Raw genomic sequence first — 16,169 nt, forward strand, 5'->3', positions numbered from 1 at the left:
CGTGCGTAGAGGTGGTTTGAGCCCTTCTGAAGGGTACATAACGGTCGGCGGCGCGGGTCGGGGTAATGGGCGACCCCGGCCCTTGAGGAACGACCCCCTGTGCGCTGGTGGCACGCACAGGGGGTCGTTCATGTCACGGCCCGACGGGGGCCGTTCGGCTACTCGACGGTGACGGACTTCGCGAGGTTGCGCGGCTTGTCGATGTCCCGGCCGAGCGCCAGCGCCGTGTGGTAGGCGAGGAGCTGGAGCGGGATGCCCATCAGGATCGGGTCCAGCTCGTTCTCGTTCTTCGGGACGAGGATGGTCTGGTCGGCCTTCTCCTGCTCCTGGTGCGCGACCGCGAGGATCTTGCCGCTGCGGGCCTTGATCTCCTCCAGGGCGGCGCGATTCTTCTCCAGGAGGTCGTCGTCCGGGACGATCGCGACCGTCGGCAGGGCGGGCTCGATGAGGGCGAGCGGGCCGTGCTTCAGCTCGGAGGCGGGGTAGGCCTCGGCGTGGATGTACGAGACCTCCTTGAGCTTGAGGGAGGCCTCACGCGCGACGGGGTAGCCCCGTACACGCCCGATGAAGAGCATCGAGCGGGCGTCCGCGTAGCTCTTGGCGATCTTCTTGATCTCGTCCTCCTGCTTGAGGATCTCCGAGATCTGGCCGGGCAGCTTCCGCAGGCCCTCGATGATCCGCTTGCCGTCGGAGACCGACAGGTCGCGGATGCGGCCCAGGTGCAGGGCGAGCAGGCCGAAGGCCACGGTGGTGTTGGTGAAGCACTTGGTGGAGACGACGCAGACCTCCGGGCCCGCGTGGACGTACACACCCGCATCGGCTTCACGGGCGATCGCGGAGCCGACGACGTTCACGACGCCGAGGACGCGGGCGCCCTTGCGCTTCAGCTCCTGGACGGCGGCGAGCACGTCGTACGTCTCGCCGGACTGGGAGACCGCGATGTAGAGGGTGTCGGGGTCCACGACCGCGTTGCGGTAGCGGAACTCGGACGCCGGCTCCGCGTCGGCGGGGATGCGGGCCAGCTCCTCGATCATCTGGGCGCCGATCATGCCCGCGTGGTACGAGGTGCCGCAGCCGAGGATCTTGACGCGGCGCACCTTGCGGGCGTCGTGCGCGTCGAGGTTCAGGCCGCCGAGGTGCACGGTGGAGAAGCGGTCGTCGATGCGGCCGCGCAGGACGCGGTCGACCGCGTCGGGCTGCTCGAAGATCTCCTTGTGCATGTACGTGTCGTGGCCGCCCATGTCGTACGACTCGGCCTCCCACTCCACGGTGGTCGGCGAGGCCGTCGTGCGCGAGCCCTCGGTCGTGTAGGTGCGGTAGTCGTCGGCCTTGATGGTGGCCATCTCGCCGTCGTCGAGGGTGACGACCTGACGGGTGTGCGAGACGAGCGCGGCGACGTCCGAGGCGACGAACATCTCCTTCTCGCCGATGCCGAGGACGACGGGGGAGCCGTTGCGGGCCACCACGATGCGGTCGTTGAAGTCGGCGTGCAGGACGGCGATGCCGTACGTGCCCTCGATGTGGCGCAGCGCCTCGCGGACCTTCTCCTCGAGGGTGTCCGCCTGGGAGCGGGCGATGAGGTGGGTGAGGACCTCGGTGTCCGTCTCGGAGAGGAACTCGACGCCGTCCGCGATGAGCTTGGCGCGCAGCTCGGAGGCGTTGTCGATGATGCCGTTGTGGACGACGGCGACCTTCTCGTCCTGCGAGAGGTGCGGGTGGGCGTTCTCGTCGGAGGGGGCGCCGTGGGTGGCCCAGCGGGTGTGGGCGATGCCGGTCGTGCCCTTGAAGCGGGCGGGGACCCTGGCCTCCAGGTCGCGGACGCGGCCCTTGGCCTTGACCGTCTTCAGGCCCGTGGCCTTGGGGCCGGTGACGGCGATGCCCGCGGAGTCGTAGCCGCGGTACTCCAGGCGCTGCAGGCCTTCGAGGAGAAGCGGGGCGACGTCACGCTTGCCGATGTATCCGACGATTCCGCACATGGAGGGATTCCTAGCCGTAGACGATGCGGCGCAGCTGGCGGAGCGTGAGCTCCGGCGGTGCGACCGCGCGGTATGCGAGGTCCGCCGAGATCTGTTCGAAGATCGCCGCGTTCAGCAGGCCCTGACCCTGCAGCTCGCGGTGGCGGCGACGGACGAACTGTTCGGTCGTCTCGTCGAAGTAGGCGAGCACGTCCTGGATGACCCGCAGCGCTTCGCCCCGCTGGAGCGGGGTGCTGCGGGTGAGGTGGTCCACCAGGTCGTCGTGCATTCGTTGATCCTGGGGTATCGCATGCCCTTTCGCAAGAATCCTGCCCGGAATCGGGCAGGATCGTGTCGCAGTGGTGCTCGCGAGGCAGGGAATCGGAGGTCACATACGGCGCAGGACCGCCTGCTTGGCCGTCGCGAACTCCTCGTCCGTGAGGATGCCGCCCTGGTGCAGCTCGCCCAGTTCGCGCAGGCGGCGCAGCAGCGTGTCGTGGTCGTCGGCCGGGGGTGGCGGGGTGAGGCTCTTGGTGGCGGCGGGCGGCGTGGCCGCCGGGGCCGAGGGGTGCGGCAGGCGGGCCTGGACCGCGGCGGCGACCAGGGCCATCAGCGGGTCCTTCTTGAAGCCCCACAGCTCCACGGAGTTCGGGTCGTACTTCGGCGGGGCCTTCGTCGGCGCGTTCTTCACGGTGAGCCGCAGACAGCCGTTCTCCAGGCCGACCGCCGGCTGCCACTCCACCGCCTCGATGTCGGCGAGCGCAAGGGACCGGGTGCCGGACACCGACTTCGCCTCCTCCGTCTTCCAGTTCCACTCCAGGCGGACGCGCTCCCCGTCGAAGCTCGCCGTGCCGTCCCCCGCGGAGACGGACAGCGGCACGGACGGGCCGGGGAGGAGATAGGCGTCGCAGGGCGTGGTCGGCACCTGTTCGATCAGATGCGCGTTGCGGACCTCGTCGGCCAGGTACTCCGCGACCCCGTACCGGTCCGCGTCGACCGTCAGTCGATACGGGTCCGAGGAGTCCGTCAGCTTCCCGCCCGTCGCCTGGAGCAGCGGGTCGGCGCCCTCCCGCAGCCGCAGCCGCAACCGGCCGGACTTCTTGCCCTGCTCGAAGGCGATGCCCGCCAACGCCGCGAGGGGGACGGCCAGTTCGCCCAGCGTCGCGCGCAACAGGGACACGCTCTTGTCGCGTCCTGGCACGATGCGCAGCGTCTCCCCGTCGAAGGTCCAGGTCCCGTCGCGCTGGATGATTTCCGCCATGCAGGGATTCTCGCACCGACCTCTCGGATAACTGGTCTACACCCCTTGACCCCTTATGGGGCCCGGGTTACCAAGGAGGATCGTTCGATTGCGATGCACCACAGATGCGCCCGAAGGGACCCGCTTGTGAGATCGCACAGCAGATCGACACGCATCCTCGGCCCGCTGCTGCTCGTCGCGGCCGTCGGAATCTCCTCGTTCGCCGCCGCGCCCGCCGCGAGCGAGGCAACGGCCCCCGCCGTCACCCCACTCGGCGAGGTCGTCCCCGCGCCCCTGGCGGCCGAGGCCGACGGCGCCGGGTACGAGATCACCGCCAAGACCCGCATCCGCGTCGGCAGGGGCAGCCCCGAGGAGCGGCGCGTCGGCGAGTACCTCGCCGAGGTGCTGCGCCCCTCCACCGGCTACAAGCTGCCCGTCACCACCGGCGGGGGGCGCGACGGCATCCGGCTGCGGATCAGCGCCGAACCGGCGAACAAGGCCCTCGGCGACGAGGGGTACCGCGTCATCTCCGCGCGCGGCTCCCTCACCATCACCTCCTGGACCGGCGCCGGGCTCTTCCACGGCGTGCAGACCGTCCGCCAGCAACTGCCCGCCGCCGTCGAGAGGAAGACGAAGCAGCCGGGCCCCTGGCGCATCGCGGGCGGCACGGTCAAGGACATGCCGCGCTACGGCTACCGCTCCACGATGCTCGACGTGTCCCGGCACTTCTTCACCGTCGACCAGGTCAAGCGCTACATCGACCAGGCCGCCCTCTACAAGATGAACAAGCTCCACCTGCACCTCAGCGACGACCAGGGCTGGCGCATCGCCATCGACTCCTGGCCGCGCCTCGCCACGTACGGCGGCTCCACGCAGGTCGGCGGCGGCAAGGGCGGCTACTACACGAAGGCGCAGTACAAGGAGATCGTCGACCACGCCGCCTCCCGGTACCTGGAAGTCGTCCCCGAGATAGACATGCCGGGCCACACCAACGCCGCGCTCGCCTCGTACGCCGAACTGAACTGCGACGGCGTCGCCCCGCCGCTCTACACCGGCACCGCGGTCGGCTTCAGCTCGCTCTGCGTCAAGAAGGACGTGACGTACGACTTCGTGGACGACGTGATCCGCGAGCTCGCCGCGATGACGCCGGGCAAGTACATCCACATCGGCGGCGACGAGGCGCACTCCACCAGCCACGAGGACTTCGTCGCCTTCATGGACAAGGTGCAGCCGATCGTCGCCAAGTACGGCAAGACGGTGATGGGCTGGCACCAGCTGGCCGGCGCGAAGCCCGCGAAGGGCGCCGTCGCGCAGTACTGGGGCTACGACAGGACCGGCGCCGCCGAGCGCGAGCAGGTCGTGAACGCCGCGAAGAACGGCACCAAGCTGGTCCTCTCGCCGGCCGACCGCGCCTACATCGACCACAAGTACACGAAGGACACACCGCTCGGTCTGTCCTGGGCGGGCTATGTCGAGGTGCAGCGCTCCTACGACTGGGACCCGGCCACCTACCTCCAGGGCGCACCGGCGGACTCGGTCCTGGGCGTCGAGGCGCCGCTGTGGACGGAGACGCTGTCGACCTCCGCGCACCTCGACTACATGGCGTTCCCGCGGCTTCCCGGCATCGCCGAGCTCGGCTGGTCGCCCGCGGCCACGCACGACTGGGAGAAGTACAAGGTGCGGCTCGCCGCGCAGGCGCCGCGCTGGGACGCGCTGGGCATCGGCTACTACAAGTCGCCGCAGGTGCCCTGGCCCGCCGCCAAGTAGGCGAGGGATCGGGCACGTTCAGGAGCGGGGCTCCCGAGGACCGTCTCGGGAGCCCCGCTCGGTCATGGGGCCGACAGCGCCCGCAGGTCGTACCACTCCACGAGGAACGACGGCATGCCCTCGCACAGGCCGAGGTAGGCCTCGCGGCGGCCGGAGGCCGCGATCGCCATGTAGGCGCGCTCGACGTCGGTGAGGGTGGCGTCCCGCGTCATCCAGTGCTCCGCCCGGGGGTGCGTCACCCAGGAGTGGACCAGCTCGGAGTCGGTCAGGGGGTCGAGGGTCCGGAGCGTGAAGTCGGGGCTCCGGCGGTCGAGGTGGCCGGTGGGCAGGTGGAGGTCAGCTAGCACGGTCAAGGCGCTCTCCCAGGTACCGCTCGGCGTGGTCGGCGATCAGGTCGAGGACGGCCGCGATGTCCGAGGCGGTCGTCGCGGGGTCGAGGAGCGTGCACGTCAGGAACTGCCGGCCGCGCACCTCGGTGCCCGTCACCACCGTGTTCCCGGCGGCGAACAGGGCTTTTCGCGCGTACAGGTTGGCGCGGTCGATCACGGACGGGGCGCAGATCTCCGCGGGGATGTAGCGGAAGACGAGCGTGGCCAGCTGCGGCTCGGCCACGACGTCGAAGCGAGGGTCGGCGACGAGCAGTTTCCAGCCATGGGTGGCCAGGTCGCAGACCTCGTCGAAGAGGTCGCCGACGCGCCGAGCGGTGGTCCGGAGGGAGGTGTCGCCCCGGTCGCACACCAGGAGCGCCGACGAACCCGTCGGCTGGAAGAAGGCCTTGTGGTGGTCCACGGTGACGGAGTCGGCGCGCTCGATGCCGTCCAGGAGATGCCGGTACCTGCGCGAGGCGAGCAGCCCGCAGCCGTACGTGGCGTCCACGTGCAGCCAGGTGTCGTACTGCGCGCAGAGCGTGGCGATCTCGGGCAGCGGGTCGATGGAGCCGAAGTCGTCGGTGCCCGCGGTGGCGACGACCGCCATGGGGGAGAGGTCGTCGCGCACGCAGCGCTCAAGGGCCCGGGCGAGGGCCACGGTCTGCATGCGCCGGCTCCGGTCGGTGCGGACCGCCACGACGGCTTCGTCGGCGAGGCCGAGCAGCCGGGCCGTCCGGCGCACGCCCGGGAGAGCGGCCTCGGAGGTGAGGATCCGCAGGGAGGCCGGGTCCCGCTCCCCGGCCGCCTCGCGGGCGAGTAGCAGCGCCTGCAGATCGGACTCGGCACCGCTGCCGGTGAATACCCCGTCGACGGTGGTGCCGTTGAGCAGGTGCGAGCGCATGAGTTGTCCTCCAGGGCCGGGACTTGACTTAGGTAAGCCTAACCTAACTTTGGCTCTCTTTGGGGGGGCGGGGTCCGGAAAACGAAACCGCCCCCTCCGTATAGCGAGGGGGCGGCGACGGATGCGGGGCTACTTCAGCTTCTTCGCCTTCTCGATCGCGTCCGCGAGGTCCTCCAGGATCGGCGCGCACTTGTCGTACGAGAAGATCGGCTCCGTCACGCGCGGGATGACCTGTCCGGCCTTGACCGCGGGCAGCTTCTTCCACGTCGGCTTGGACTTGTCCAGGTCGGCGGGCTGGATCGCGGAGGTGCGGTTGTCCATCATGATGATGTCCGGGTCGTACTTGTCGACGTTCTCCCAGCTGAGGTTCTCGAACCAGCCGCCGGACTCCTTCTTCGCCTTCTCCGGCGGCTCGATGAAGTTCACGCCGAGCGCCTTGAAGTACTCCAGGTCGACCGAGAGGTTCGTGCCCGAGACGTAGAACAGCTCCTGGCTCGCGGAGCCGACGAGCACCTTGATGTCCTTGTGCGCCTTGGCGACCTTGCGCAGCCGCTCGGACGCGTCCTCGAAGCGCTTCTTCGCCTTGACGACCTTGTCGGACTTCACGTCCGCGCCCAGCGACTCGGCGAGTTCCAGGATGCGCTGCAGCGGGTGCGTGAGCTGGCGGTCGTAGACGCTGATGCCGACGCTCGGGGCGAGCTTGAGGATCTTGTCCTTGCTCTCCTCGGGGACGTACCAGAGGGTGCCCTGGCCGTCGAACATCGTGGAGATCAGCACGTCGGGCGCGAGGGCCGCGTACTTCTCGATCTTGAACTGACCCCATTCGTTGCCGATGATCGTCAGCTTGCTGATGTCCATGTCGCCGGCCTGGACGTCGGGCTTGCCGTCCTTGGTCTCCGTGGGGCCGAAGACGCCCTTGACCTCGATGCCGTAGTCGTAGAGGGCCGCGGCGACACCCGTGAACGCCACGATGTTCTTCGGCGTCGCGCCCTTCTCGGCCGTCTTGCCGCGGTCGTCCTTGAAGCTCCACGGGCCGGACTTGCCCGCGCCACCCTCGGTCTTGCCGGACCCGTCCTTTTTCTCGCTGCCGCAGGCCGCCAGGACGGCGGTGAGGCCGAGGGCGCCGCCGGCGGCGAGGATGCCGCGGCGGGAAGGCTGGGGGAGGCGGGCCTGGGGCATGGGGGTCTCTGCTTTCGTGACGTACGGCGGCGGGGCCGCTGGCCGGAATCAGAGCTTAGGTTAACCTAAGCTAACTCCGGCTCGGTGGACCCCTCATGCCCGCCGTACGTCACGCCACGACCGGCTCAGCTCGCGAAGCCCAGCTCCCGGGCGATCAGCATGCGCTGCACCTCGCTCGTGCCCTCACCGATCTCCAGGATCTTCGAGTCCCGCCACATGCGGGCGACCGGATACTCGTTCATGAAGCCGTACCCGCCGTGGATCTGGGTGGCCTCGCGGGCGTTGTCCACGGCGACCGTCGAGGAGTAGAGCTTGGCGATGGCCGCCTCCTTCTTGAAGGGCTCGCCCGCGACCAGGCGCGACGCCGCGTCGTACCACCCGACGCGGGCCATGTGCGCCCGCGTCTCCATGTCGGCGATCTTGAACTGGATCGCCTGGTTCGCACCGATCGGCTTGCCGAAGGCGTGCCGCTCCTTGGCGTACTTCACGGACTCGTCCACGCAGCCCTGCGCGAGCCCGGTGGCGAGCGCGGAGATCGCGATCCGGCCCTCGTCGAGGATGCGCAGGAACTGGGCGTAACCCCGGCCCTCCTCGCCGAGGAGGTTCGCCGCGGGCACGCGGACGTCGGAGAAGGACAGCTCGCGGGTGTCCGAGGCGTTCCACCCCACCTTCGAGTAGGGCGCGGCCACCGTGAAGCCGGGCGTCCCGGACGGCACGATGATCGAGGAGATCAGCGGGCGCCCGTCCGCCTTGCGGCCGGTGACGGCGGTGACCGTGACCAGACCCGTGATGTCCGTGCCGGAGTTGGTGATGAAGCACTTCGAGCCGTTGATCACCCACTCGTCGCCGTCGCGCACCGCCGTCGTGCGCGTGCCGCCCGCGTCCGAGCCGCCGTCCGGCTCCGTCAGACCGAACGCGCCGAGCACCTCGCCCGCGCACAGCCGCGGCAGCCACTGGCGCTTCTGCTCCTCCGTGCCGAAGAGGTGCAGCGGCATCGCGCCGAGCGAGACGCCGGCCTCCAGGGTGATCGCCACGGACGAGTCGACGCGGGCGAGCTCTTCGAGGGCGATGCCCAGCGCGAAGTAGTCCCCGCCCATCCCGCCGTACTCCTCGGGGAAGGGCAGGCCGAACAGGCCCATGCGGCCCATCTCGCGGACGATCTCGTAGGGGAACTCGTGCCGCTCGTAGAAGTCGCCGATCTTGGGGGCGACGACGTCGTGCGCGAACGCCTCTACCGTGCGGCGCAGTTCCTCGTGCTCGGGGCTCAGGCGGTGGTCCATCGTTCTTCACTGCTCCTGGTGGGAGGTGGTCGCGGTCTGCTCGTCGTGGGAGCGGGCCGTGAGGGCGCGGACGGTGCGGGAGGGGCTGGGGCGGCCCAACCGGTCGGCCATCCAGGCGCTGGTGGCGCTGAGACGGACGAGGTCGACCCCGGTGTCGATGCCGAGGCCGTGCAGCATCCACACGAGGTCTTCGGTGGCGAGGTTCCCGGTGGCGCTCTTCGCGTACGGGCAGCCGCCGAGGCCGCCCGCGGAGGCGTCCACCGTCGTCACGCCGTGCTGCAGGGCGGCGAGGGTGTTGGTGAGGGCCTGGCCGTACGTGTCGTGGAAGTGGACGCCGATGCGCTCGGTCGGCACCTGGACCGCGTTGAGCGCGGCGAGCATCGCGGAGACGTGGCCCGGCGTGGCCACGCCGATGGTGTCGCCGAGGCTCAGCTCGTCGCAGCCCATGTCGAGCAGGGCGCGGGCGACGCGGACGACCTTGGAGATGGGCACGGCGCCCTCCCAGGGGTCGCCGAAGCACATCGAGAGATAGCCGCGGACGTGCACGCCCTGCTCACGCGCGCGGGCGACGACCGGGGCGAACATCGCGAGGGACTCGTCCACCGTGCGGTTGAGGTTGGCTCGGGAGAAGGACTCGGTGGCGCTGGCGAAGACCCCGACGCGGTGCGCGCCGAGCGCGAGGGCGCGGTCGAGACCCCGCTCGTTCGGCACGAGGACCGGCAGGTGGACGCCCTGGAGGTCGCCGAGGAGCGGGAACAGCTGCTCGGCGTCGGCCAGTTGGGGCACCCACTTGGGGTGCACGAAGCTGGTCGCCTCGACGGTCGTGAGGCCCGCGTCGGCGAGGCGGTGGATGAACTCCGCCTTGATCTCCGTGGGCAGCGCCGTCTTCTCGTTCTGCAGGCCGTCGCGGGCGCCGACCTCGTGGATGCGGACGTGGGAGGGCAGGCCGCGGGTCGGGACGACCATGGGGAGCGGCGCGTCCGCCAGCTCCAGCGGCTCGGGCGCGGGCTCGGAGGCCGGATCGGTGCTGGTCATTCCTGCTCCTCCTCGGGGGTGACGACGGCGAGGACCTGGTCCATGGCGACGGTCGTGCCCGGGGTGACGTCGAGCTCGGTGACGGTGCCGGCGTGCGGGGCGGAGATGACGTGCTCCATCTTCATCGCCTCGACCACCAGCAGGCTCTGGCCGGCGTCCACCCGGTCGCCGGGGGAGACCTTCACGACGGTGACGGTGCCGGGCATGGGGGCGGTGAGGGCGTCCGCCCCGGCATGTGCGGCGCCGGTGAGGGAGGCCGCGACGGGGTCGTGGTCCTGGATGTGCCAGGCGTCGCCGTCGCGGCCGAGCCAGTCGGCGGCGCGGCGGAAGGTGTGCCGGGTGCCGTCGACGGTGACGTGCACACGGTCGGGGGTGACCGTGCGGTCGGTGCCCCGCAGGCGGTGGGCGACGGGTTCGAGTCCCGCTGCCCTGAGCCAGTGCGTCACGGGCGTCGGGGTGCCCCCGAGCCGCCAGCCGCTCGGCACGGAGAAGGGGTCGGTCCAGCCGTCGGCCGCCGGCCGGAGCGCGGCCTCGCGCACGGCGGCCGCCGCCTCGTACACCTCGTCGGGCACGCCGTCCGGGACGAGTGAGTCCGCCTCGCGCTCCACGAGGCCGGTGTCCAGCTCGCCCGCGACCACGGACGGGTGGGCGAGGAGCCTGCGCAGGAAGCCCGCGTTGGTCGGGACGCCGAGGGTGACCGTGTCCGCGAGAGCGGCGCGCAGCTTGCGGAGCGCCGTCGCACGGTCCGGGCCGTACGCGATGACTTTGGAGAGCATCGGGTCGTAGAGGCTGCCGACCTCGGTGCCCTCGCTGAGGCCGGAGTCGGTGCGCACGCCGTCGCCCTGCGGCTCGTGCAGGGCGAGGACCGTGCCGCCGGAGGGCAGGAAGCCGCGCGACGGGTCTTCGGCGCAGATCCGCGCCTCCACGGCGTGCCCGGTGAGGGTGATGTCGTCCTGGGTGAAGGGCAGTTCCTCACCCGCGGCCACCCGCAGCTGCCACTCCACCAGGTCGAGCCCGGTGATCAGCTCGGTGACCGGGTGCTCCACCTGGAGGCGGGTGTTCATCTCCATGAAGTAGTACGAGGACGGGTCCTTGCCCGGCACGATGAACTCCACCGTGCCCGCGCCCGCGTACCCGCAGGAGCGGGCGGCCTGGACGGCGGCCTCGCCCATCGCCGCGCGCGTGGCCTCGTCCAGGAGGACGCTCGGCGCCTCCTCGATGATCTTCTGGTGGCGGCGCTGGAGGGAGCACTCGCGCTCGCCGAGGTGCACCACGTGCCCGTGGCCGTCCGCGAGGACCTGGATCTCGATGTGGCGGGGGCGGTCGACCCAGCGCTCCACGAGCAGGGTGTCGTCGCCGAAGGAGGCGCGGGCCTCACGGCGGGCCGCCGCGATCTCGTCTGCGAGGAGCGTCTCGTCCCGCACCAGGCGCATGCCCTTGCCGCCGCCGCCCGCGCTCGGCTTGAGCAGCACGGGGGTGCCGATCTCGCGGGCCGCGTCGACCAGTTGGGCGTCGGTGAGGCCGCTGCCGGAGGAGCCAGGGACGACGGGCACGCCGGCCGCCTCGACGGTCTCCTTGGCGCGGATCTTGTCGCCCATGAGGGAGATGGCGGCGGCGGGCGGGCCGATGAAGGTGAGTCCGGCGTCGGCGCAGGCCTGCGCGAACTCGGCGTTCTCCGCGAGGAAGCCGTAGCCCGGGTGGACCGCCTGGGCGCCGGACTTCGCGGCCGCCTCCAGGATGCGGTCCACGCGCAGATAGCTCTCGGTGGCGGGCGCGGGGCCGATCCGTACCGCCGTGTCGGCCTCGCGCACGTGCCGGGCGTCCGCGTCCGCGTCGCTGAAGACGGCGACCGAGCGGACGCCGAGCGCCCGCAGCGTGCGGATGACGCGGACCGCGATCTCGCCCCGGTTGGCGACCAGGACCGTGTCGAACATCGTCATTTGTTCCTCACATCCGGAAGACGCCGAAGGCGGGCGCCGCGGGGTCCTTTTCGGGAAGCGGGGCGTTCGCACACGCCGTCAGGGCCAGTCCGAGCACCTGCCGGGTGTCCAGGGGGTCGATCACGCCGTCGTCCCAGAGGCGGGCCGTGGCGTAGTACGCGTTCCCCTGTTCCTCGTACTGGGCGCGGATCGGGTCCTTGAAGGCCTCTTCGTCCTCGGCGGTCCACTGCTCGCCGCGCGCCTCCAGCTGGTCGCGCTTGACCGTGGCGAGGACGGACGCGGCCTGCTCGCCGCCCATCACGGAGATCTTGGCGTTCGGCCACATCCACAGGAAGCGGGGGCTGTAGGCCCGGCCGCACATGGAGTAGTTGCCCGCGCCGTACGAACCGCCGACGACTACGGTCAGCTTCGGCACGCGGGTGCAGGCCACGGCCGTCACCATCTTCGCGCCGTGCTTGGCGATGCCGCCCGCCTCGTAGTCCCGGCCGACCATGAAGCCCGAGATGTTCTGCAGGAAGACCAGGGGGATGCCGCGCTGGTCGCAGAGCTCGATGAAGTGCGCGCCCTTCTGGGCGGACTCGGAGAACAGGATGCCGTTGTTCGCGACGATGCCGACCGGGTGGCCGTGGATGTGGGCGAAGCCGGTGACGAGCGTCGTGCCGTACTCCGCCTTGAACTCGGCGAAGCGGGAGCCGTCGACCACGCGCGCGATGACCTCGCGGACGTCGTAGGGGGTGCGGGAGTCCGTGGGCACCGCGCCGTACAACCCCAGGGGGTCGGCCTTCGGCTCCTCCACCGGCCGCACGGACCACGGGAGCGGGCCGCGCTCGGGGAGCGTGGAGACGATGGTGCGCACGATGCGCAGGGCGTGCGCGTCGTCCTCGGCGAGGTGGTCGGTGACTCCGGAGGTCCGCGAGTGGACCTCGCCGCCGCCGAGCTCCTCTGCGGTGACGACCTCGCCGGTGGCGGCCTTCACCAGCGGCGGGCCGCCGAGGAAGATCGTGCCCTGATTGCGGACGATCACCGCCTCGTCGCTCATCGCGGGGACATACGCCCCGCCGGCCGTGCAGGAGCCGAGGACGGCGGCGATCTGCGGGATGCCGGCGCCCGACATCCGCGCCTGGTTGTAGAAGATCCGGCCGAAGTGCTCGCGGTCGGGGAAGACGTCGTCCTGCATCGGCAGGAAGGCGCCGCCGGAGTCGACCAGGTAGAGACACGGGAGGCGGTTCTCCAGGGCCACCTCCTGGGCGCGCAGGTGCTTCTTCACCGTCATGGGGTAGTACGTGCCGCCCTTGACCGTGGCGTCATTGGCGACGATCACGCACTCGCGGCCCGAGACGCGGCCGATGCCGGCGATGACACCGGCGGCCGGCGCGCCGCCGCCATACAGCCCGTCGGCCGCGAGGGGGGCCAGCTCCAGGAAGGGTGAGCCGGGGTCGAGGAGCGTGTCCACCCGGTCGCGGGGCAGCAGCTTGCCGCGCGCCACATGGCGGTCGCGCGCCCGCTCGCCGCCGCCGAGCGCGGCCGCCGCGAGCTTGGCCCGCAGCTCGTCGACGAGGGCGGTGTGCGCCGTCTCGTTCGCCCGCCATGCCTCGGACGCGGGGTCAGCCGCGCTCGTCAGCACTGGTGCCTGCCGCATCAGTCGAGCCCCCTTGCTCGGTCCACTCGGTTCACTCGGTCGACCTCTGATCGGTTAATGAGCGTTAACGCGTTTCCTACAGGTTAACGAGCGCTAACGGGCCTGTCTAGAATCAATTCCATGGCCACCAGAACCGACGCCCCCACCCGTCGCGAGCAGATCCTCAGGGAAGCGGCCCGGCTCTTCGCCGAGCGGGGCTTCCACGGGGTCGGCGTGGATGAGATAGGAGCCGCCGTCGGCATCAGCGGCCCCGGTCTCTACCGGCACTTCGCGGGCAAGGACGCGATGCTCGCCGAGCTGCTCGTGGGCATCAGCGGGCAGCTCCTGACGGGCGGCAGGCACTGCGTGGCCGATGTGGACGGATCGCCCGAGCGGGTCCTCGACGCGCTGATCCAGGGGCACATCGACTTCGCGCTCGACGACCGCTCCCTGATCACCCTGCACGACCGCGAGCTGGACCGCCTGCGGGACAGCGACCGCAAGCTGGTCCGCCAGCTCCAGCGGCAGTACGTGGAGATCTGGGTCGACGTCGTCCGCAAGGTCTACCCGGATCTCGCGGAGAACGCGGCGCGGGTGGCCGTGCACGCCGTCTTCGGCCTGCTGAACTCCACACCGCACCTGAGCCGCCGCGACGCGCTGCCCAGCAGGGGAGCCATGGCGGAACTCCTGCACCGCCTGGCCCGGGGGGCGTTCGCGGCCGCCGCGGAGTGACACGCGTCTCTGGACGCTCTCGTGACCGCCGGGTAACCTGCCTCTGAGCAAGCGCTTAGTCGATGCAGGCAGCTGTTGGCAGAGGGAGTTCTCCGTGCGCCGTACCGTTTTCAATGAGGACCACGAGGCGTTCCGGGAGACCCTGCGCGCCTTCATCGAGGCCGAGGTCGTCCCGGTCCACGACGAGTGGTTCGCCTCCGGCCAGGTGCCGCGCGAGTTCTACTACAAGCTCGCCGAGCTGGGCCTCTTCGGGATCAATGTCCCCGAGGAGTTCGGCGGCGCCGGCCTGGACACCCACAAGTTCGAGGCCATCCAGTACGAGGAGACCGCCCGCGCGGGCGTCTCCTTCGGCGGCTCCGGCGTCCACGTGCTGCTCGCCCTGCCGTACATCAAGATGCTCGCCACCGACGAGCAGAAGAAGCGCTACCTGGAGAAGTTCGTCTCCGCCGAGGAGATGTGGGCCCTCGCGATGACCGAGCCGGGCACCGGCTCCGACGTCGCGGGCATGAAGACCACCGCCAAGCTCTCCGAGGACGGCACCCACTACGTCCTCAACGGCGCCAAGACCTTCATCACCGGCGGCGTGCACGCCGACCGCGTGATCGTCTGCGCCCGCACCTCCGCGCCCACCGCCGAGGACCGCCGCTTCGGCATCTCCCTCTTCGCCGTCGACACCAAGTCCGAGGGCTACTCCGTCGGCCGCAAGCTCGACAAGCTGGGCCTGAAGACCTCCGACACCGCCGAGCTGGCGTTCGTCGACGTCAAGGTCCCGGTCGAGGACCTCCTCGGCGAGGAGAACAAGGGCTTCTACTACCTCGGCAGCAACCTTCCCTCCGAGCGCTGGGGCATCGCCTTCGGCGCGTACGCGCAGGCCAAGGCCGCCGTCCGGTTCGCCAAGGAGTACGTCCAGGACCGCACGGTCTTCGGCAAGACGGTCGCCTCCTTCCAGAACACCAAGTTCGAACTGGCCGCCTGCCAGGCCGAGGTGGACGCCGCGGAGGCCGTCGTCGACCGCGCCCTGGAGGCGCTGGACGCCGGTGAGCTGACCGCCGCCGAGGCCGCGTCCGCGAAGCTGTTCGCCACCGAGGTCGCACACCGCGTCATCGACAAGTGCCTCCAGCTGCACGGCGGTTACGGCTTCATGAACGAGTACCCCATCGCCCGCCTGTACGCGGACAACCGCGTCAACCGCATCTACGGCGGCACCAGCGAGGTCATGAAGATGATCATCGCCAAGAACATGGGCCTGTAGAACCGGCTTGTAGAACTACCTCTATGAACCAGGCACTTGAGGACCTCCTCGTTCTGCTCGACCTGGAGCAGATCGAGGAGGACATCTTCCGGGGCGTGAGCCGCTCGGCGCTCGTGCCCCGCGTCTTCGGCGGCCAGGTCGCCGCACAGGCGCTCGTCGCGGCCGGACGCACCGTCCCCGGGGACCGTCCTGCCCACTCCCTCCACGCGTACTTCCTGCGCCCCGGGGACCCCGGCGCCCCGATCGTGTACCAGGTGGACCGCATCCGCGACGGGCGCTCCTTCACCACGCGCCGCGTCGTCGCCGTCCAGCACGGGCAGCCGATCTTCCACCTCTCCGCGTCCTTCCAGACGTACGAGGAAGGCCTGGAGCACCAGGCGCAGATGCCGCCCGCGCCCGACCCGGAGACGCTGCCCACCGCCGCCGAGACGCTCCCGCGCCATCTGCCGCCCGAGGTCGCCGACCGGCTCCTGGAGACCCGCGCCGCCGTCGACCTGCGCTATGTGGACGAGCCGCCCTGGGCCACCGTCGGGCAGCCGCGCGAACCCCGCTCCCAGGTGTGGTTCCGCACCGACGGGAAGCTGGCGGACGACTCCCTGCTGCACGTCTGCCTCGCCACGTACGTCTCCGACATGACCCTGCTCGACTCCGTGCTGCTCGCGCACGGCCGCGGCGGCTGGGCCGTCGGCGACGTCGTCGGCGCCTCGCTCGACCACGCCATGTGGTTCCACCGGCCCTTCCGCGCGGACGAATGGCTGCTGTACGACCAGGAGTCGCCGTCGTCCTCCGGCGGGCGCGGGCTCGGCCAGGCGCGCATCTGGACCCAGGACGGCCGGCTCGCGGTGACCGTCATCCAGGAGGGTGTCGTTCGCGTTCCCCGCTGATCGGACATACCGTCCGAT

The 16,169-nt window shown here is 70.6% G+C and carries 13 protein-coding genes and 1 pseudogene; 4 read left to right on the forward strand and 10 right to left on the reverse strand.

Going from position 1 to position 16,169, the window contains the following annotated elements; genetic code table 11:
* Nucleotides 1–158 precede the first annotated feature (158 nt).
* From glmS to ACZ56E_RS25000, 3 genes are all read right to left on the reverse strand, one after another.
* Nucleotides 159–1,976, reverse strand: a complete 1,818-nt coding sequence (glmS, locus tag ACZ56E_RS24990) for a glutamine--fructose-6-phosphate transaminase (isomerizing) (RefSeq protein WP_471217433.1) — start codon at nt 1,974–1,976, stop codon at nt 159–161.
* A gap of 10 nt (nt 1,977–1,986) precedes the next feature.
* A complete protein-coding gene (locus tag ACZ56E_RS24995; protein WP_398298003.1) occupies nt 1,987–2,244 on the reverse strand; it encodes a hypothetical protein in 258 nt (85 codons plus the stop codon).
* Between the two features lie 99 nt (nt 2,245–2,343).
* Nucleotides 2,344–3,216 carry a DUF4429 domain-containing protein gene (locus ACZ56E_RS25000; RefSeq protein ID WP_471217435.1) on the reverse strand — a complete coding sequence of 291 codons (873 nt, stop codon included), beginning with the start codon at nt 3,214–3,216 and terminating at the stop codon, nt 2,344–2,346.
* Nucleotides 3,217–3,309: 93 nt separating this feature from the next.
* On the opposite strand from ACZ56E_RS25000, the gene ACZ56E_RS25005 reads away from it, so the two are divergent.
* Nucleotides 3,310–4,962: a beta-N-acetylhexosaminidase gene (locus ACZ56E_RS25005; RefSeq protein ID WP_471217436.1), complete on the forward strand. Its 1,653-nt coding sequence runs from the start codon at nt 3,310–3,312 to the stop codon at nt 4,960–4,962.
* Nucleotides 4,963–5,024: 62 nt separating this feature from the next.
* On the opposite strand, the gene ACZ56E_RS25010 is transcribed toward ACZ56E_RS25005, so the two are convergent.
* The 7 genes and pseudogenes from ACZ56E_RS25010 to ACZ56E_RS25040 form a co-directional block, all read right to left on the reverse strand.
* Nucleotides 5,025–5,309, reverse strand: a complete 285-nt coding sequence (locus tag ACZ56E_RS25010) for a GNAT family N-acetyltransferase (RefSeq protein ID WP_471217772.1) — start codon at nt 5,307–5,309, stop codon at nt 5,025–5,027.
* Nucleotides 5,299–6,243: pseudogene (locus ACZ56E_RS25015) on the reverse strand (pyridoxal phosphate-dependent decarboxylase family protein); the annotation flags it as partial. The pseudogene ACZ56E_RS25015 and the gene ACZ56E_RS25010, both read right to left, overlap by 11 nt.
* Before the next feature lie 117 nt (nt 6,244–6,360).
* Nucleotides 6,361–7,410: an ABC transporter substrate-binding protein gene (locus tag ACZ56E_RS25020; RefSeq protein WP_471217438.1), complete on the reverse strand. Its 1,050-nt coding sequence runs from the start codon at nt 7,408–7,410 to the stop codon at nt 6,361–6,363.
* Nucleotides 7,411–7,535: 125 nt separating this feature from the next.
* Nucleotides 7,536–8,690: an acyl-CoA dehydrogenase family protein gene (locus ACZ56E_RS25025; RefSeq protein ID WP_471217440.1), complete on the reverse strand. Its 1,155-nt coding sequence runs from the start codon at nt 8,688–8,690 to the stop codon at nt 7,536–7,538.
* A 6-nt stretch (nt 8,691–8,696) separates the two neighbouring features.
* Nucleotides 8,697–9,656 carry a hydroxymethylglutaryl-CoA lyase gene (locus tag ACZ56E_RS25030; protein ID WP_471217773.1) on the reverse strand — a complete coding sequence of 320 codons (960 nt, stop codon included), beginning with the start codon at nt 9,654–9,656 and terminating at the stop codon, nt 8,697–8,699.
* Between the two features lie 65 nt (nt 9,657–9,721).
* A complete protein-coding gene (locus tag ACZ56E_RS25035; protein WP_468601847.1) occupies nt 9,722–11,659 on the reverse strand; it encodes an acetyl/propionyl/methylcrotonyl-CoA carboxylase subunit alpha in 1,938 nt (645 codons plus the stop codon).
* Nucleotides 11,660–11,672: 13 nt separating this feature from the next.
* A complete protein-coding gene (locus tag ACZ56E_RS25040; RefSeq protein ID WP_471217442.1) occupies nt 11,673–13,304 on the reverse strand; it encodes a carboxyl transferase domain-containing protein in 1,632 nt (543 codons plus the stop codon).
* A 120-nt stretch (nt 13,305–13,424) separates the two neighbouring features.
* On the opposite strand from ACZ56E_RS25040, the gene ACZ56E_RS25045 reads away from it, so the two are divergent.
* From ACZ56E_RS25045 to ACZ56E_RS25055, 3 genes are all read left to right on the forward strand, one after another.
* The gene (locus ACZ56E_RS25045) at nt 13,425–14,015 is read left to right on the forward strand and encodes an SACE_7040 family transcriptional regulator (protein WP_471217444.1); all 591 of its coding nucleotides are present in this window, start codon (nt 13,425–13,427) and stop codon (nt 14,013–14,015) included.
* Between the two features lie 94 nt (nt 14,016–14,109).
* Nucleotides 14,110–15,267: an acyl-CoA dehydrogenase family protein gene (locus ACZ56E_RS25050; RefSeq protein ID WP_468601350.1), complete on the forward strand. Its 1,158-nt coding sequence runs from the start codon at nt 14,110–14,112 to the stop codon at nt 15,265–15,267.
* 23 nt (nt 15,268–15,290) lie between these two features.
* Nucleotides 15,291–16,151 (forward strand): acyl-CoA thioesterase, encoded by an 861-nt coding sequence (locus tag ACZ56E_RS25055; RefSeq protein ID WP_471217447.1) that lies wholly within the window; start codon nt 15,291–15,293, stop codon nt 16,149–16,151.
* Nucleotides 16,152–16,169: the final 18 nt, after the last annotated feature.

It is taken from the genome of Streptomyces sp. NPDC039480 (assembly GCF_055597165.1).